General features: G+C 49.5%; 15 protein-coding genes and 1 riboswitch. Of the genes, 7 read left to right on the top strand and 8 right to left on the bottom strand.

Going from position 1 to position 17260, the window contains the following annotated elements; translation table 11 throughout:
* The first annotated feature begins 53 nt into the window (after nucleotides 1–53).
* Nucleotides 54–521: a LysM peptidoglycan-binding domain-containing protein gene (locus tag SYK_RS13755; protein ID WP_281760848.1), complete on the top strand. Its 468-nt coding sequence runs from the start codon at nucleotides 54–56 to the stop codon at nucleotides 519–521.
* Nucleotides 522–659: 138 nt separating this feature from the next.
* Nucleotides 660–1604, top strand: coding sequence for a DMT family transporter (locus tag SYK_RS13750; protein ID WP_281760847.1), 945 nt, complete (start codon nucleotides 660–662; stop codon nucleotides 1602–1604).
* Between the two features lie 284 nt (nucleotides 1605–1888).
* Here SYK_RS13750 and SYK_RS13745 read toward each other — a convergent pair whose 3' ends face one another.
* On the bottom strand, nucleotides 1889–2221 hold the full coding sequence (locus SYK_RS13745) for an STAS domain-containing protein (protein WP_281760846.1): 333 nt from the start codon (nucleotides 2219–2221) through the stop codon (nucleotides 1889–1891).
* Between the two features lie 17 nt (nucleotides 2222–2238).
* Nucleotides 2239–4827 carry a SpoIIE family protein phosphatase gene (locus SYK_RS13740; RefSeq protein ID WP_281760845.1) on the bottom strand — a complete coding sequence of 863 codons (2589 nt, stop codon included), beginning with the start codon at nucleotides 4825–4827 and terminating at the stop codon, nucleotides 2239–2241.
* A gap of 157 nt (nucleotides 4828–4984) precedes the next feature.
* On the opposite strand from SYK_RS13740, the gene SYK_RS13735 reads away from it, so the two are divergent.
* The 3 genes from SYK_RS13735 to SYK_RS13725 all read left to right on the top strand — a co-directional run bounded on the left by SYK_RS13735 (nucleotide 4985) and on the right by SYK_RS13725 (nucleotide 8549).
* Nucleotides 4985–7528 (top strand): ABC transporter ATP-binding protein/permease, encoded by a 2544-nt coding sequence (locus tag SYK_RS13735; RefSeq protein ID WP_281760844.1) that lies wholly within the window; start codon nucleotides 4985–4987, stop codon nucleotides 7526–7528.
* 17 nt (nucleotides 7529–7545) lie between these two features.
* Complete coding sequence (locus tag SYK_RS13730; protein WP_281760843.1) at nucleotides 7546–7974, top strand: hypothetical protein; 429 nt, start codon at nucleotides 7546–7548, stop codon at nucleotides 7972–7974.
* A 245-nt stretch (nucleotides 7975–8219) separates the two neighbouring features.
* Nucleotides 8220–8549: a carboxymuconolactone decarboxylase family protein gene (locus SYK_RS13725; RefSeq protein WP_281760842.1), complete on the top strand. Its 330-nt coding sequence runs from the start codon at nucleotides 8220–8222 to the stop codon at nucleotides 8547–8549.
* A 460-nt stretch (nucleotides 8550–9009) separates the two neighbouring features.
* Here SYK_RS13725 and SYK_RS13720 read toward each other — a convergent pair whose 3' ends face one another.
* The 3 genes from SYK_RS13720 to SYK_RS13710 all read right to left on the bottom strand — a co-directional run bounded on the left by SYK_RS13720 (nucleotide 9010) and on the right by SYK_RS13710 (nucleotide 11099).
* Complete coding sequence (locus SYK_RS13720) at nucleotides 9010–9282, bottom strand: DUF4911 domain-containing protein (RefSeq protein WP_281760841.1); 273 nt, start codon at nucleotides 9280–9282, stop codon at nucleotides 9010–9012.
* A 55-nt stretch (nucleotides 9283–9337) separates the two neighbouring features.
* Complete coding sequence (locus SYK_RS13715; RefSeq protein WP_281760840.1) at nucleotides 9338–10345, bottom strand: HD-GYP domain-containing protein; 1008 nt, start codon at nucleotides 10343–10345, stop codon at nucleotides 9338–9340.
* A 72-nt stretch (nucleotides 10346–10417) separates the two neighbouring features.
* A riboswitch (cyclic di-GMP riboswitch) is annotated at nucleotides 10418–10492 on the bottom strand.
* Nucleotides 10493–10598: 106 nt separating this feature from the next.
* On the bottom strand, nucleotides 10599–11099 hold the full coding sequence (locus SYK_RS13710) for a hypothetical protein (RefSeq protein ID WP_281760839.1): 501 nt from the start codon (nucleotides 11097–11099) through the stop codon (nucleotides 10599–10601).
* Nucleotides 11100–11235: 136 nt separating this feature from the next.
* Here SYK_RS13710 and uvrA point away from each other — a divergent pair, with 136 nt between their 5' ends.
* Nucleotides 11236–14001 (top strand): excinuclease ABC subunit UvrA, encoded by a 2766-nt coding sequence (uvrA, locus tag SYK_RS13705; RefSeq protein WP_281760838.1) that lies wholly within the window; start codon nucleotides 11236–11238, stop codon nucleotides 13999–14001.
* 150 nt (nucleotides 14002–14151) lie between these two features.
* Here uvrA and SYK_RS13700 read toward each other — a convergent pair whose 3' ends face one another.
* From SYK_RS13700 to SYK_RS13690, 3 genes are all read right to left on the bottom strand, one after another.
* Complete coding sequence (locus tag SYK_RS13700) at nucleotides 14152–14853, bottom strand: hypothetical protein (RefSeq protein ID WP_281760837.1); 702 nt, start codon at nucleotides 14851–14853, stop codon at nucleotides 14152–14154.
* A gap of 235 nt (nucleotides 14854–15088) precedes the next feature.
* Nucleotides 15089–15361, bottom strand: a complete 273-nt coding sequence (locus SYK_RS13695) for a hypothetical protein (RefSeq protein WP_281760836.1) — start codon at nucleotides 15359–15361, stop codon at nucleotides 15089–15091.
* A 56-nt stretch (nucleotides 15362–15417) separates the two neighbouring features.
* Nucleotides 15418–16590 (bottom strand): pyridoxal phosphate-dependent aminotransferase, encoded by a 1173-nt coding sequence (locus tag SYK_RS13690; RefSeq protein WP_281760835.1) that lies wholly within the window; start codon nucleotides 16588–16590, stop codon nucleotides 15418–15420.
* 182 nt (nucleotides 16591–16772) lie between these two features.
* Here SYK_RS13690 and SYK_RS13685 point away from each other — a divergent pair, with 182 nt between their 5' ends.
* Nucleotides 16773–17252 carry a hypothetical protein gene (locus tag SYK_RS13685; RefSeq protein WP_281760834.1) on the top strand — a complete coding sequence of 160 codons (480 nt, stop codon included), beginning with the start codon at nucleotides 16773–16775 and terminating at the stop codon, nucleotides 17250–17252.
* Nucleotides 17253–17260 lie beyond the last annotated feature (8 nt).

Below are 17260 nucleotides of genomic sequence, written 5' to 3'. Positions count from 1 at the left end.
CCCAGTTTTCACACTGGAATCTGCAAAATGCGATCTTTTTGAGGAGGCCCACAATGAAGAAGCTGATTTTACTCGCAATCGCCCTGTGCCTTGTCTTTGCCTGGGGCTGCGCCAAAAAAGTCCAAACCGAGCCAGAAGTGGTTATCGTTGAGGAAAAAGAAGTTATTGTTGAAGAAGTCGTTATTGTCGACCCCATGCAGGTCTACAAAGCTGAATACGATTCTCTCCCGGTGACACACACTGTGACCAAGGGCGAATGCCTGTGGTGGATCTCCGAATACAAGCATGTGTACAACGATCCCTTCATGTGGCCCCTGATTTTCAAGGCTAACCGTGACAAGATCAACAATCCTGACATGATCTACCCCGGCCAGCAGTTTGACGTGCCCCGCTACGGCTTCGACCTCGAAGAAGTCAAGGCATCCCGCAAGGAAGCCGGTGCTCCCTGGAAGGCTCTTGAGCCTGGACAGGATGCCATGATCCCCGCAGAAATGCGCGCGGCTCTCGGTTATAGCTTCTAAGGCTAGCCTCACCAGCCATACATATCCGCCTGTCCTTATCTGGACAGGCGGATTTTTTTATCTGCAGTCGCATACTTTCGTGAAAGCCAACTCCGATATCCGCTTGAATAAGCTCAAATTCACAGGCACAAGGGCACCATGACACCACGCGGTATACAAAGCATGACTCTCACAGAATGGCTGATGCTCATCACTCTTTCCATCATCTGGGGTGGCGGGTTCTTCTTCAACGAAATAGCTCTGCGAGAACTACCGCCGATGCTGGTTGTCTTCGGACGCATCTCGATAGGAAGTCTCGGTTTAATAGCTGTGGTTTTCATAACCCGACAAAATGCCCGTGTTCATTTACACCGCTGGCGGCAACTCGCCGTTCTTGGCACATTCAACACGGCCCTTCCATTTTTCCTCATTGTCTGGGGGCAGCAATACATCGAAAGCGGACTGGCCGCGGTCATCAATGCCACAACTCCAGCCTTCACCATACTGGTGGCCCACTTTTTCACGGCAGACGAACGGTTCTCCATGCGCAAACTCTCCGGCGCAGCCCTCGGCCTAGGCGGCGTGGCAACCCTCATCGGAACCGATGCGCTTATGGGATTTGGCGACCACGTTTTCGGACAGATCGCAATTATGGGAGCAGCTCTGTCCTATGCCTGTGCGGCAACCTACGCCAGACGACTGACAGGTATGTCCCCCACAGTCATGGGCTGCCTTCAGCTCTCTGCGGCCTCATTGGTCATGGCCCCCGTTGTCCTTGTCGTCACCCGGCCATGGGAGTTGCCTATGCCCGGACTCGAAACTCTTGCAGCCATCACAGGTCTAGGACTACTCTGTTCAACAATCGCCTCTCTCATCTTCTTCCGCATACTCACTTCAGCCGGAGCAACCAACATCAGCCTTGTGACTCTGCTCATCCCATTCAGCGCATCAACACTCGGCATCTCCTTCCTCGGCGAACCGTTCACTATGCGCCTCATAATCGGCATGCTCATTGTTTCGGCCGCAGCCATTCTTATTGACGGGCGACTCACATTAAGGAGAAGGCCTCCGGCGGCTCAAGAACCTTTTGAAAAAGGTTCTTGAGGATTTCCAGAACTTTTTAGTGCGCCTTCGGCAAATTTTTGTGAGTTGGCACGATTAAAGGACAAAAGAAGGTCCCACTTTTTCCGTATTTACGAAAAAAATGAGACCTTCTTATATTTTCACATTCACATAAGGCAACAATGAAATGCCCAGCCCAACGCACAGAGTCAGGCTTTCAAGAATGAATCAGATGTGTCGGTGGCGTATGTGATTTAACCGCAGGCGAACCTCGCTCCATTGAACAATTAAATTACACCCGACAGCGACGCAGATGGCCCGCGAGACTACATTCCCGCCAAAGCATCAGCCCGTGCGGTATACAGCGGAAAAATCTTGTCGTAGCCGGAGACTTCGAAGACTTCCTGAATGTAATCCTTAACGCCACAGATGGCGACAGTGCCCGATGCTTTTTTAAGTCGCTGATAAGCAAGCACGAGCACGCGCAGGCCCGAACTATTGATGTAGTCCAATCCCGAAAAATCAAAAAGCAATTTGGTTTCGCCGCTCTCAAGCAAGGCGAGGACTTTCTCTTCCATAGCCTGAGTGCCCTCGGCATCGAGATTACCGTCTACCGCAAGAATGGTGACGCCATTCTCATTTTCCTGGTTCATTGCCATTGTATGCCTCCGTATGCCTACCCCTTTGCGGGGGTGCAGGACTTGCTTGTGTCTTTGCTCAATGTGAGGACGTTCTTGCCGTCTTCGCGCACGTATTCAATACAATGCACCATGTTCTTGATCAGATGAATACCCATGCCGCCAATAGGACGATCACGCTCTTCCAGTGGCACATCCAACTCAGGTTCCGGGGCTTCCAAAATATTGAAAGGCTCGGAATCATCTTCTACCCTGATAATCAAGATGTCTCCGTCCATGGACAGGGAAACGTCAATAGGGTGTTCGTCGAAATCGGCGTACCCATAATCAATAATATTCGTAACCAATTCATCCAGCACCAACGTCAGATGAAAAATTATCTTTCCCGGCAGGCCGTTGGACTCACCAAAGGCCTCTACTTTCGGCTGAAAACACCGAAAGCAATTTTCCTTGTTGGTCATACGAAATGAAACGGTATCTCCAGGCATGCACTTTCCGCTGGTTTTCTTGATAACGACGACTGCAATATCGTCTTCCTGACCATTAACCTGATAGTGATCCACTGCATCCATCAATGCCAGACGGATTCCCTCTGCGTTTTTATGCGCACTCTCTCTGATGATAGCAAGCATTCTCTTCTTGCCAAACATTATACCTTCATCATTCCGAGCCTCCCAGACGCCGTCTGTGGACAAAACCAGAATCTCCCCGTTTTCCAACAGGGCTTCATTGGATTCATACTCATACTCTTCCAAAACCCCAAGAGGAAGCCCTTCGCCGAGCAACTCGCCGAAACTATCAGTGTCCGGATTGTATCGAATGGCCGGATCATGGCCTGCCCGCACCCATTTGACCGAGGCATTATTTTTCTTGAGTCGTAAATAGAACATCGTCAGGAATCGACCTGTTCCATCCAGGTCACGGCTCAACACCTCGTTGATGGACTGCATCCGTTCGTGCGGTCCCATGGTGATTTTAGACAGAGTGTGAAACTGCCCTCTGGCAGCGGCCATGACCATGGCGGACGGAAGGCCATGACCTGACACGTCACCAACGACAACGCCCAAGGCATCGCCGTCCTGACATTTAACATTCAGAAAATCATAATAATCGCCACCAGTCTGATCGCAATACGAAATACCACCGGAAATATCGAATCCATCCAGACACGGCTCGGAGTGTGGCAACAGCAGACGCTGCACTTCCTGTGCGAGTTCCATATCCTTGTTGAGACGCATCAATTCCTTGAGTTGTGGTCCCATTTCATTAAATGATTCAATAAGATCATCGCGCTCATCCCCGGTTTTCTGCGTCATACGCGCCGAGAAATCACCGCCAGCCAATCGCCGCGCCACATCATTCATGGCAAGAAGTGGCCGGGTTATCGCCCGCGAACCGAACCATGCTATAACCCCTGTAAAAATCAACATTATGCCGGAAATAATAAAGGAAATATCCCGCATTTCATCAAATAAAATATCCAATGAACCGGCCACAGCATTTGGTAATTTGGAAATAACTCTTTCAGGCGCGATAATAATAAAAGAATAAAAATCGTTGGAAGCAAAAGCGCACAGCGAATTTTCACCCTTATAGGAGAGCGGCACCGCCCCAGACTTCTGCATGTCCATCGCATGCAATAGGATTTCCGTACCAATTGGATCATCAAAGGTGAGCCACTCCTGTTTCACGCCGGACATCCAATGACGATGGCCGTCAGCATGGGGATCCTTCTGTGCAAGAATAAGTAGTCCTTTGTTCTGAGTATCACCGGAAGAATCCCGGCTGACCATGAAAGAAAGGATTTCTCCATCCCACCGCTCCTTCAATTCCTCCTCACCCATTAAGGCAAAAGCAGGCAGATCCAAAGAAGCGCAGCCGAGAAATGTTCCGTCATTTGATCGAATGGGAAAGGCTATCGTAGACACAGTCGCCCGTGTGACAGGATCAACAGTCAGATAAAACTTCCATGTTTTCGATTCCTTGGACTCTTGATACCAATCCTGATCCCTGTGGTCGTACATAGAAGGGAATCCACCATGCCCCGGATAGGTCAGAAATGCACCAGATTCAAGACCGACATTGATCCAAAACGGTGCATCCGTCATGTCCTGAATGAGACTGCGCAATGTCTGCGACAACTGCTGCAACAGTTGCAGATCCTTTTTTACGTCTTTTTCACGCACTCGATGGGACAAATGAACTGATGGATATTCAAAACTTACTTTAATGAGACGCTCCCGCCCAGACATGGTCTTTCGCACATATCCTTTATGAGGCACGGCGTCCGGTGGAGCTTCGTCGGGATCGGCAAAATCAATGGAATAATAAATCCGGGATTCAACGTCAGTTTTCTTGTTTTCAAAAATCCGACTCGTATCAACAGCGAGAGCACGCACTGCCAGCTTCATGGTCTCCCCGCCACGCTCCAGAAGAGTCAACAGCGACGAGGCATTATATTCAAGCTCCGATGCAACGATAAAAAGCAGTTCCTTGCGCAACTCTTCGGCCATATCACGGACTGCCTCGGAAGAGGCCTTGCCCATAAGCCCACGCGAAAGGAAAAGCGGCCCTAGACTAAACGCCAGAAGCACAACAAATATTTTAATACGGATGGAAAATTTCATACACTATTCCTCAATGAGGCCGTCCTCTTGTACATCCCTCGCAGTTTGACCATACAACAGGGGCAATTGTCCACAGCGAAACCGCTTTTCCCTTATATAATACTTGGAAAAACATCCTATTCCGTTTATACAAAACAAAATCTTCACAATCAGCACAATGGACCGTCACATGCCGCATCCCAACGATAATAAACGCATCACGAAAACCGCACTCTATTCGTGGGTTCTTTATAAAAATATCCCTCTCCAGCTTGCCGTAGTGGGCATCATCGTGGTCACAGTTGCCATGCGTGTCCTGCCGCTTGAAATGCAGAAGAGAATCATCAACGAAGCGATCGGCCTCAAAGACCTTCCGGCCTTGTGGAGATATTGCGCCTTGTACATAGGCGCCGTGACCCTGGCGGGTATACTCAAATACTGTATCAACCTGATGCAGGTATATATCGGAGAAAAGACCCTCAAAGTCGTCCGGGAACGGCTTTATGAACACCTACTTTCCCTACCCGTCCAATTCTATCGCCGCACCTCTCCAGGCAATGTCATTTCCTATCTTATCACAGAATTCATCCCAGTGGCCACGTTCATCGGCCAGGCTGTAGCCGTCCCAGCTGTCAACGTACTGACATTCTTTGCAATGGCCGGCTATATGATTCATCTGAATCCAACTATCGGCCTCATTTCCATTTCCATTTATCCAATAGAACTGTTCATCCTGCCTCGCATCCAAAAATACTTCAGACGAGCCAATCGTCAACGCATAGAGCACACCCAAAAACTCTCTGGACTGGTCGGCGAAGCCGTTTCAGGCGTCCATGAAGTCCATTCCAATGCGTCCATCCCGTTGGAAAAAGCCCGCTTCTCCGCCGTCATTGAAAAGCTTTACAAAGCCACAGTGACACAAAACAGCATCAAATTCGGTATCAAGTTCGTGAACAATTTTTTCATGAGCCTCGGACCGTTCGTCCTCTTTCTCATCGGTGGTTACTATGCCATTCAGGGCCATTTTGATGTAGGTGCTATCGTGGCCTTCCTGTCTGCCTATGAAAAGCTCTATGACCCATGGAAAGAGCTGATGGAATTCTGGCAGGTATATCAAGACAGTTCCGTTCGTTACGGCCAGATCATGCGCGCCTTTGATCACGCCCCGGAATTCAAACAATTCACTGAAGGACGCGAACCCTATGCTCTGGACAACGACATCGAAGTCCGCGACCTTTCCTTCGTCATAGGCGGCAATATCCGTCTGCTCGACAGCGTGTCAATGAAAGTCAAAGGTGGCGAACACGTGGCCTTGGTAGGCTTCTCCGGTTCGGGTAAATCCACCCTGGCTCTGTGCGTGGCCCAGCTCTATAAATACACGGGCGGCAGCATACTTGTGGGCGGTCGCGAAGTCTCGGAACTGACCAAACAAGATATTTCATACAACCTTGGCATGGTAGCCCAGCATCCCTTCATCTTTGACGGCACAGTCAAAGAAAATCTGCTCTACTCCTGTCAATCTCTGGCCATGCAAGGAGGAAGTTGCACGCCTTCAGGGAATGAACCGACACTCGACGACCTGATCAAGATATCGCAACAAGTCGGATTTTTCACTGATGTCCTTGCCTTTGCCCTGCGAGCCAAGCTGGACACGAAGAACCCAGACAGAAGTCTCAAGGAAGCAATTCTCGCCTCACGCAAAGAATTCCAGGAAGGCGAAGCCGGTATGTACGCAGACGTGGCCGAATACATTGAATTCTTTGATGTGGATAGCTACAGCCGCTACATGACCGTAGCCGAAAACATAGCCTTCGGCGCAGCCATTAACGAAAAATTCGATCAAGAGCATCTGCATGAACACCATCAGTTCATCGAATTCCTTGAAGGACACGGACTCGTCGCGCACCTGACCGTTCTGGGCGAAACTCTAGCACGGATGATTACTGACGAACTGGGACCGACACCCGAACACGACGCCTTCACGAACAACCCTATCCCCGAGGCTGAGTACGGCGAATATCAGAAGGTCGCAAACCGACTCGATTCCGGCGAACCTCTTTCGGAAAAGGAAAAAGGCCTCATCTTCAAGCTGGCCTTGGCCTTCATTCCGGGTATTCACGGCCAGATTGAACTGGACAAGGGTTTTGTCAACCGTGTGGTCCGATCTCGTCAGGACTTCATGGACAAGGTGACACGAGATCACCCTGACTCTTTCCGTTTCTTTAGCCATGAAGAATACATCGATTCTCTGAACATTCAGGACAACATCCTGTTTGGTCGCGTCCGCGCCGATGCCACAGGTGCTGAGGACGAAATTAACCACCGCATCATGCAAGCGCTCATCATGCAGGGAGCGTTGGAGCCAGTGGCCGAAATGGGCCTGAATTTCGAAGTCGGTTCCATGGGTGACCGACTGTCCGGTGGGCAGCGACAAAAAGTCGCTCTTGCACGAACATTCCTCAAGGTACCGCCTGTCCTCATTCTGGATGAAGCCACCGCCGCTCTGGACAACAAGTCACAAGGACGAGTGCAAAACATCCTGACCAACAATTGGAAAGGCAAATCCACAGTTCTAGCCGTTATTCACCGTCTGGACATGCTCCCCTACTACGACAAGGTCGTGGTTCTCAAAGCAGGCCGCATCGTCGAACAGGGCGGATATGAAGAATTACTGGAACAAAAGGGAGCGCTCTACACGCTCATTCACGGCAAAGAGGATTAAACTGACGGTGATTAAGGATGTCTGAAGAAAACAAACAACCACGCAAGGACTTCAACAAGTTCTGGCCAAAAATCACAGATCTCGAAATTGCCAAGTATGCAGCGGCACAAGGCGTCTGGGCCTGCGGCATCATATGTGGCTTCACGGTACTTAATACCGTCATGTTCATGATTGATTATCCAGGGCAGCCGGTAGATCTGTTGCCTCTTGTGGATGTCGCCTTGTTCGGTCTGATCGGGATAGGCATTCATAAAAAATACAACATAGCCGCCATTGTCGGGCTTGTTCTGTACCTTTATATATTCATCTCGAAAATTACCGATGTACCAATTCAGACGCTCATCAGTGGTTTTTTCGCCATCTTCTTTATTCTTGCATTTATCAACGCCATTCGAGGTACACATAAATGGCATGAGCTCAAGCAAAACGAAGGCCCATCTACATGACTTTCTTTCAAAAAACGAAACCGGAAACTACTTTTTTTGTCCAACAATGTGGTATCGGTTGCTTTTTTGATAAAATACGCAAAAAAGTTCGCCAAAACAGCAAAAAAAACGTCATTTTTCCGCTTTACAGGCGTTTTTTTTGGATGTACCCAACGTCTAACCCAATCGGGACTCTCTCCCTCTCATAGCGCCCGGCCCAAGAGATGTTCTCTTGGACCGGCGCTGTATTATTAAAGGAGTATGGAATGAAAGAACCTGCTGAAAAAGCTACCGATCTCTTCCGACAGATGAACAAAAACCGCCGGGATGTCTTCAAGGCCTACCAGGGGTTCACCGCCACCATCAAAAAGGGCAGTGCCATCGAGGACAAATATCAGTCCCTGATTCTGATTGCCTGCTCCATCCTGTCCCAGTGCGACATGTGTATTTCACTGCACGTTCAGAATGCGGCCACGCACGGCGCAACCAAGGATGAGATCATCGATGCAGGCCTCTTGGCCGTTGCCATGGGTGGTTCTCCCAAGATGATGTACATGCGATATGTATATGAAGAGGCGGAAAAACTCTTTGACTAGAGATTGCCTACCTCTTGCGAAGCAAGATTAAAACAAAGCCCCGCTTGAATTTACTTCAAGCGGGGCTTTGTTTCGTTATTTTCAAAGATGCCCAACCAGTCCTTGATCGAAAAACCTAGAAGCTGACAGCGCACAACAGCAGCGTCCCGTTAGGACTTGCACTGGAGCGCAGCAAAAAAACGCGATTCCAAAAACTGCACGCGTTGATCAGATTCTCGCCGCCGATCACCAGGCAACCAAATACATAAGCCGATTTTTTGAGTTCTTTTGGGGTAGCTCTGCCAAAAAGATCCGCCGACCGCGTAGTACATGGAAAAGTTAAGTCTTCAGCATCCAATAATAACTGTCGCCAAAGGCGTTTCTCCCAATAAAAAAGGCCGCCCTTAGGCGACCATCATTATATTTTCTCTCCATCAGGATTGCCCACCGCTTCTTCAGGTACTCTGCTCGAAATGTACTTCTATAAATGGGGAAGAATCTCCAATTTCATTTCTGTCGCAGCAGCTTTCAAGAAGACCTTCACTTCACGCTTAAGGTGTGGGCTGTATCGTAACAGCAGAATTCCCTTGAATTTATTTACTACTGTAAAAATCCCGAGGTTGTCGTATCCTTCCAGCAGAAAACGGAACATGCCGATATCTGCGGTGTTAATACGAACATAAGTACGCGCCGACGTTTGTGGCGGAGGCGGACAAATTCTTTTTCTGGGGCGATTGCGTGAACTCTTCTTCATGGACGTTGTCTAGCGTCAGCCTGTAAAAAAGGCAATACCGTGCAGATCAATACTTTTAGGCCAAGTCAGACGTGGCAAGCACTGAAATCAATCGTTTGAGCATTTTCTGATCAAAGGCACTTCGCATGGATCGGATGTGCGTCAACGCTTCGAAAGGCGTTTTTTTCCGGCCATATTTCCCGGTGACTAGGTTGTCATACAGATTACACATGGTCAGGACCTTAACATAGTCTGGAAGAAAATTTCCTGTTGAGCCGGAGGGATACCCTGTTCCGTCTTCCCGTTCGTGGTGGAAAAGAATACACTGCAAAGTTTCCTGCGGCAGCGGGAGCGAAGAACAGTAGCCTACACCAAGCGCAGGATGCGAACGTACGAGATCTTTGCCTTCACGGTTAAGAGTCTCGTACCTGTTGACGAAGATATTCTGGGGCAGTTCCAGTTTGCCTATGTCGTGGAGCATGGCTCCCAGACCGACGGCCACCAATATGTCGTGCTCATCTTTCATGAACGTGGCGAGGGTAACAATGGTCAGGACCATGACGGCAATGCCGTGGCGGTACAGGCTGTCCCCTTCTCTGATGAATCGAGACAGTTCACGCAAAGCATCGTCGCGGGTTAGAAATGTGAGAGAGTTGGAGATGAGAGACTTAATGCGTTTGAATTGCCGCTTGTCTACAGGGGCAGGCAAAGATCGATCAAAAGCTGATTTGGCAATGGCCACGGTGGCGTCGTTCCATGCCCTGGCTCTTTCGGACAATGGGATGGCTTCATCTTCCAGCACCTCCATGATATTATCCTGAAGGTAACTCGTATAAAAGGCATAGTCTGAGGCTTTGACGTACAGATGTTTTACATCAAGCATAATGAGACGCTTGGTGTGCTCCTCGGTAAACAGGACGCCCTTTTCCGCATACAGCACAAAGTTTTTATCCTGCTTCAGGTACAACGAGAAACCGCCGACCCTGGAAGGGATGACCATGTATGGCGACACTTTAAAAACATTGTTCGCTGATATTTTGTGGGATTCTTCGTTTTCGATCCCAGTCGCTGTTGCGTCCTGCATTCTTTTTCCCTTGGGAAAGCGGGGAAGCCAAAGCAATCAGAGACCGTATCAAGTGGATTCATGGAGTATGGCTTTGACAACCCGGCGGTCTCAATGAGACCCGTGGCTTTCCGTCCCCGTTTCGCAACGGGTTTGGCTTTTCTTCCGGGAATAGATACACTCCAATGCGATGGCTGTAAACCTTTGAATTATAGTTTTATGTCTGTCAGTTTGGTCTGAAATCAAATCACATTTTGTTGATATACAATGTGTGCTATATATTTTTTTGAGCTTCCTTAATCATAGTATTAAATGATTCGGAGCAGCATTTCCCCATAGGATTTTTTACGGCACACATGGATTTCATTTTGCCACGGTAATGCTCAATAATATCTTGCATGTCGTTCAAACCGTTGGTTTTTACTGCATCAAAAACCATGTTTTTGGTGATCTCATTACAATAACAGGCCATGATCGGATCAACGTCAGCTTTGGTCCAAATCGGTGTGGCTGTCTGGTCAGTGGTAAAGAAATGAGAACCACCCTGAGCATACCATGACACAGCACAATCAGGTGTAAGACACAGCCCATATATTTTATCCGTAACAGCAATGCGATGCTCGTCATCAAGCAGATATCGTACAGTACCAGATTTGACGCGCACACCCTTCTCGCCGCACTTGGGACAAGTCGTTTCTATGAATTCCGGTGGACCACCACAGGTGCAATCCCGGTTTTTTGTATCCATAGGCAGATCATTCATTGGTTTGGTCATTCAAATCCCTCCTTGAAAAGTCTAGTATCTGAATTAGAGTGTGACCGTTGTGTCGAAAGTCAATGTGCAATTTGACCATTCCCATCATTTTCCCCTTCCGGCTTGCCTTCTATTCAGGAATGGTTACTCTCGGTCAATGACTCAATCAGCAGATAAGAAATTCATTCATATAGAAGGCGCCCGGCATCATAATCTCAAGGACCTGACTTTGGACATCCCCCGCGATCAGTTGGTCGTGGTGTGTGGTCCGTCAGGCTCGGGCAAATCCACGCTTGCCTTCGACATCGTCTATGCCGAAGGACAGCGGAGGTATGTCGAATCCCTGTCCGCATACGCTCGCCAGTTTTTGCCCCAAATGGACAAGCCGGATGTTGACAAGGTCGAGGGATTGTCCCCGGCAATATCCTTGGAACAGCAAACCGCCACGCGCAACCCGCGTTCTACGGTCGGCACTGTGACCGAGGTTTATGATTTTCTGCGAGTATTCTACGCACGACTCGGCAAATTTTATTGTCCCAAGTGTGGCAAGGCTATCGCGGCCCAGACCACAGATGAGATCGTGCAGACCATCCTCGCCATGGAGCAGGGCACCAAGTTTATGTTGCTGGCTCCACTGATTGAGCATCAGAAAGGTACACACAAGGACTTGTTCGCCAAGCTCAAGAAAGAAGGCTTTGTGCGAGTGCGAATCGGTGGGCAAATGTACACCCTCGACGACGTGCCGGAGCTTGAAAAGCACAAGAAGCACACCATTGATCTGGTTGTGGACCGGCTTGTCATCAAAGACGGCATCAAAAAACGACTCACGGATTCCGTGGAGCTGGCTCTTGAGCGTGGCGATGAGCGTTTAACCGTGGCCGTGGTTGGTGGCGATAATTCTGGCGACATCCCTATGTCTACGTTGTCGACCTGTCCGTCCTGCAAAATTTCCTTACCGCGATTGACCCCGCAACTCTTTTCCTTCAACTCGCCGCAGGGGGCGTGTCCCACTTGCAACGGTATCGGCACTGTCGAATATTTTGAGCCTGACCTCATTGCACCCAACAAGGGACTTTCCCTGAACGAAGGCGGTGTGATCCCGTGGAAGTCCGCCTACCGGCAGGAACAATACGGGCCGAAGCTCAAGGCGCTGTGTAAAATACACGGCATCACTTTGGATTCTCCATTATCTGATTTTTCAGCCGAAGCGTGGGATGATTTGTTTTACGGCAACCCCAAGGTCAATTGGCAGGGGATCGTTCCCATTCTTGAATACGGCCAGATGCAGTCCGGCATATGGGATCATTGGACTGCCCGGTTTCAGCAGTCGCGACCATGTCCTGATTGCAAAGGTGCACGCCTCAAACCAGAAGCCCTTGCTGTGCGTGTCGCAGACAAAAATATGTACGAGTTCGCGTCCATGTCCATTCAACGTGCGCTCGACTGGTTAAACGAATTGGAATTTGATGGTCACGACACACTTATTTCCGAACCATTACTCAAGGAACTGACCCACAAACTCGGCTTTATGGTCAACGTAGGCCTTGAATACTTGTCGCTTGGTCGAAACATGGGCACCCTGTCCGGCGGCGAAGCCCAGCGGATTCGTCTTGCCTCTCAGCTTGGTTCCGGGCTGGTCGGCGTAACATATGTTCTCGATGAACCGTCCATCGGCTTGCATCCTCGCGATAATCAGCGGCTTCTCGACACGCTTCGCTCCCTGCAACGCCGGGGCAACACCGTGCTCGTGGTCGAGCATGACGAGGAGACCATTCGCGAAGCGGATCACGTCATCGAAATCGGCCCCAGTTCGGGCTGGCTTGGTGGCGAAATCGTGTATCAAGGTCCTGTGGACAAGTTGCTCACAGCGGATTCCCTGACCGGCAAATATTTGCGTGGCGACATGTTTATCGAGCCGCCCGAATCCCGTCGCAAGGCCAAGGAATTCATCACCCTCCGCAGTGTGCAGACCAACAATCTCAAGAATCTTGATGTGGAAATTCCGCTTGGCGTCATGACCTGTGTGACCGGCGTATCCGGTTCGGGCAAGTCCTCCCTCGTCATGGACTCCATGTACAAGCATCTGCTGCTGCATCGTGGGCAGAAAGCCAACAACCCCGGCAAAATCGGCGGTATCGACGGCCTTGAAAAGATCGAAAAAGTCATTTCCATCGACCAGACGCCCATTGGTCGGACGCCGCGTTCCAATCCTGCCACCTACACCAAAATCTTCGACGAGATTCGCAAAATCTTCGCTGGTTCAAAAGAAGCGCGTACACGCGGCTATCAGCCCGGACGATTCTCTTTCAACGTCAAGGGTGGGCGGTGTGAAGCCTGTAAGGGGGACGGCCAAATCCGCGTCGAAATGCATTTCCTACCCGACGTGTACGTCACCTGCGAAGCCTGCAAAGGTAAGCGGTACAACGCCCAGACGCTTGAAGTGGAGTACAAGGGCAAGAACATCGCCGACGTGCTCAACATGACCGTGCGTCAGGCCCGTGAATTCTTTGCCAACCATCCCTCCCTCATGCGCAAGCTCGACGTGCTCGCCCAGGTCGGTCTCGAATATCTCAAGCTTGGCCAGCCCGCCACAACGCTTTCCGGCGGTGAAGCGCAGCGCATCAAAATCTCCCGCGAGCTTGGCAAGCGCAAGCTGCCCGGTGCGCTCTACATTCTCGACGAGCCGACCACCGGTCTACACATGCACGAGGTCGGCAAGCTCATCCGTGTTCTTCATGCTCTTGTCGACAAGAACGCCACTGTCATCGTTATCGAGCACAACACCGACGTTATCATGGCGTCCGATCATGTCCTCGATCTCGGACCCGGCGGAGGCGAGCACGGCGGCCAAATCGTCGCCAGCGGTACGCCCGAAGAAATTCTCGCCAACCCCGACAGCGCTACTGGTCAGTTTTTGAAGTAGCGGGGAAGGGCCTCCGGCGGCCTCGCTGGGGCGCTCCTTCGGAGAGACCAGGGCGCCGCCCTGGACCCGCCTAAGGCCGAGGGCCTTAGGAATCCCATTGCCCGCTTTGCAGCGGGAGGGGTAAAGAGCGGTCGCATTCTTAACTGACTGTCATCGTTTTTTCTTTTCAGGCCAATTATCAAAGGGTAACCGTTCGCCTTGTGAATGCCAGATGTCAAAATTCCAGAAGTCCAATACCGCTTGTTTATATTTCATATAATGATCAATGCGTGGAAAGAGATCAACTCGGATAAGGGAATGGTTCCCACCGATAATGGGTTGATTGTTAGATTTGTTATACGGTTTTACTATGTCAGCTTTTATTCCGACGAGTTGCCTATAACTGCTCCCATTACCATGTTTGATTGTGTTTGAAACTAAACGAAGCTCTTCAAGGTTTTTATAAAAGGACATTTGGGAAAGGTTTGTTGAGTATGATTTAAATATGTAATTAATCTCATTCCATGTTTTCATTAAATGTTTTTCAGGGATAACCCAATCATGTTTTAATTCGTGAATTAAATGGTCAATAATTTGTTTTTCCCAAAGATGGTACAAACCAGAAATGGAAACCCCAATCATATATGAATTTACCTCTGCAACCTGAAGGGTTTGAGTAATTATTTCTTCAAATTCATCTAAGGGGTCGTGCCATTCAGAGAAATTTTTTCTTTCGTTGCGTTCATTTATTTCGTGTTCCGTTCGTTTTTGTTCAGAATCCCATGAATCAATGGAAGGGAATAGGCGGCACTCGATCCAATTGCTATAAGCATCAATTTCATTTTGTTTATTGCGGCAGGTTAATTGATCCATATATAGAAAAGTTTTTGTCATCATCGTAGGCCCTTTGTATTGCGTTAGTGAATTTAAAGTGCATTACAAATGTTCTTAAATTTAACAGTATCGAGTATTAGAAATGCGATTTTGATTTATTAGTGTACGCATAGATATTGTGCGCTACAAGTTCGATTGTCTTTTATGATTTGTTGACCAAACAATCATGTTGTTTTTTTTGCTAATAGTTCCCCTCAGTCCTTGATCGAGAGGCCTAGAAGCTGACAGCGCGCATCGGCAGCGCCTCGTTCGGAATTGCACTGGAGCGGAGCAGAAGAACACGATTCCGAAAGCTGCGCGCGGTGATCAGATTCTCGCCGCCGATCACCGGGCGGCCCAGTTCGCGCAAGCGCCTATTCTTTCGTCTATTTCTTTTGGCGCAGCAAAAGAAATGGACTCCGCCGGAAGGGCGCGCGTTGGCGCAATCTTTTTCTTCATTTTCTTCCTTCCTTTCCACAAAAAAAAGGCCGCCTGTATAGGCGGCCATCTTTATTTCTTCTCTCCACCGAGGGTGCCCCCCTCGGCTTCTTCATTCTCAAAAAACTATTTCCCCATCAGCACTTTACCGACTCTGGAAAGAGCATCCTTCAAAGTCTCGTCATCAACAGCGTAGGAAAACCGAATACACTTGTCGTCGCCAAACGCAGACCCCGGCACCAGTGCAACGCCAGCTTCTTCCAAAATCTTGGTACACATAGCCGCAGAATCCGGCGCGTCTTCGGTGTAGAACTGATCCAACACCGGGAACAGATAGAATGCACCATCAGGCTTAGGACATTTTGCTCCCCAACCAGTAATGATCTCGTACGCAAGGTCACGACGACGAACAAATGCTTCCTTCATCTCATCCACGATATCCCACGGACCATTCAACGCGGCAAGCGCAGCCTTCTGGGTGATGGAATTAATATTGGATGTGGACTGCCCCTGAATCTTACTCATGGCTTTGACCAGATCCTCGTGCGCCAAGGCATACCCCACACGCCAACCGGTCATGCAAAATGATTTGGACAAGGCACCAACAATGGCGATGGTCTCAGGATACGCTTCCCAAGTCTTGGCAAGGGACACCGGTTCAAACGGAGCGTACACAAGACGGTCATAAACCTCGTCAGAGATGATAAAAATATCGTTGTCACGCGCCCATTTGGCAATAGCTTCAAGCTGTTCCTGCGTATAACAACAGCCAGTCGGATTGGACGGCGAATTGAGAGCAAGCACACGAGTCTTATCAGTACGTGCGGCTTCAAGAGCCTCCACGGTGACAAGATACTTCTCCTCGGCAGTAGTAGGGACGAACACGGAAACGCCATCAACCAACTGCACCATGGCCGGATAGCTGACCCAATAAGGAGCCGGAATAAGAACTTCATCGCCGGGATTCACCACGGCCATAAGCAAGTTGTACAACACCTGCTTGCCGCCATTGGAAACAATCGCATTGTCAGCGCAGGCTTTTGCCCCATAAAATTTTGTGTAATATCCGGCCACGGCTTCACGCAATTCCGGTATCCCCGGCACCGGAGTATAGCGGGTGAACCCTTCATCCAAGGCGGCTTTGGCCGCATCGCAAACATGGGCAGGTGTATCGAAGTCGGGCTGCCCTACTGCCAGACTGATAACCTCGCGTCCCTGAGCGCGGAGTTCCAAGGCCTTGGCGTTGACAGCCAAAGTCGCGGAAGGTTTGATACGCGTCAGGCGATCTGAAATACGCATATGAAGACTCTCTCTTGTTAGGTATTAATGATATGGACCGCTAACCTGCCAATAGACGAAAACAATTCGGACGTAAATCGGGTTTTCCCCCAATCGGGAAAAAAGTTGCCAAACGCGTTGACCTGTCTATAGGTTCATAGTGCAGAAACAAAGACATGAACAACACCGACAAGGAGAAACTCATGTCTACATTCAAGGGGAAACACACCACGGTTGAACAAGTGATACACCTTGACTTTCCAGCCGAGGATATCTGGCCACAACTCTGCCCTGTGCGCGAATACGATTGGATAGAAGACTGGGAATGCGAGATACTCCACTCCAAATCCGGATTCAATGAATTGGGTTGCGTCTTCCACACCGATTTCCCAACAGAAGGCGGCCCGGAAACCTGGTTCACATGCCGATTCGACCCGATGGAACGTATCGAGTTCATCCGCACCAACGCATGGAGAATCGCCCATTACATCATCGAAGTAGAACCGAGCAAAACCGGAACGACTCTCAAATGGACCCAACATGTGACAGCATTAAACAAGCAGGGAAATGAATACGTGAAACATAAATCAGAAGTATTCAAAGCCACAATAAAAGGACTTGAAAAAATGCTCACATACTATCTCGCAACAGGCGAAATGCTGCGGACAAACGATAAAAGCTGACAGGAGAC

Origin of the sequence: Pseudodesulfovibrio nedwellii, from assembly GCF_027923765.1 — a bacterium.
Taxonomy (GTDB): Bacteria; Desulfobacterota; Desulfovibrionia; order Desulfovibrionales; family Desulfovibrionaceae; genus Pseudodesulfovibrio; species Pseudodesulfovibrio nedwellii.
The sequence above is the reverse complement of the archived record's forward strand: the minus strand, read 5'-3'. Positions and strand labels throughout refer to the sequence as shown.

Bases quoted from the DNA above. Each gene is read 5' to 3' on its own strand.
- SYK_RS13755 (WP_281760848.1), top strand. From the start codon at position 54: ATGAAGAAGCTGATTTTACTCGCAATCGCCCTGTGCCTTGTCTTTGCC.
- SYK_RS13750 (WP_281760847.1), top strand. From the start codon at position 660: ATGACACCACGCGGTATACAAAGCATGACTCTCACAGAATGGCTGATG.
- SYK_RS13745 (WP_281760846.1), bottom strand. From the start codon at position 2,221: ATGGCAATGAACCAGGAAAATGAGAATGGCGTCACCATTCTTGCGGTA.
- SYK_RS13740 (WP_281760845.1), bottom strand. From the start codon at position 4,827: ATGAAATTTTCCATCCGTATTAAAATATTTGTTGTGCTTCTGGCGTTT.
- SYK_RS13735 (WP_281760844.1), top strand. From the start codon at position 4,985: ATGGACCGTCACATGCCGCATCCCAACGATAATAAACGCATCACGAAA.
- SYK_RS13730 (WP_281760843.1), top strand. From the start codon at position 7,546: ATGTCTGAAGAAAACAAACAACCACGCAAGGACTTCAACAAGTTCTGG.
- SYK_RS13725 (WP_281760842.1), top strand. From the start codon at position 8,220: ATGAAAGAACCTGCTGAAAAAGCTACCGATCTCTTCCGACAGATGAAC.
- SYK_RS13720 (WP_281760841.1), bottom strand. From the start codon at position 9,282: ATGAAGAAGAGTTCACGCAATCGCCCCAGAAAAAGAATTTGTCCGCCT.
- SYK_RS13715 (WP_281760840.1), bottom strand. From the start codon at position 10,345: ATGCAGGACGCAACAGCGACTGGGATCGAAAACGAAGAATCCCACAAA.
- SYK_RS13710 (WP_281760839.1), bottom strand. From the start codon at position 11,099: ATGACCAAACCAATGAATGATCTGCCTATGGATACAAAAAACCGGGAT.
- uvrA (WP_281760838.1), top strand. From the start codon at position 11,236: ATGACTCAATCAGCAGATAAGAAATTCATTCATATAGAAGGCGCCCGG.
- SYK_RS13700 (WP_281760837.1), bottom strand. From the start codon at position 14,853: ATGGATCAATTAACCTGCCGCAATAAACAAAATGAAATTGATGCTTAT.
- SYK_RS13695 (WP_281760836.1), bottom strand. From the start codon at position 15,361: ATGGCCGCCTATACAGGCGGCCTTTTTTTTGTGGAAAGGAAGGAAGAA.
- SYK_RS13690 (WP_281760835.1), bottom strand. From the start codon at position 16,590: ATGCGTATTTCAGATCGCCTGACGCGTATCAAACCTTCCGCGACTTTG.
- SYK_RS13685 (WP_281760834.1), top strand. From the start codon at position 16,773: ATGTCTACATTCAAGGGGAAACACACCACGGTTGAACAAGTGATACAC.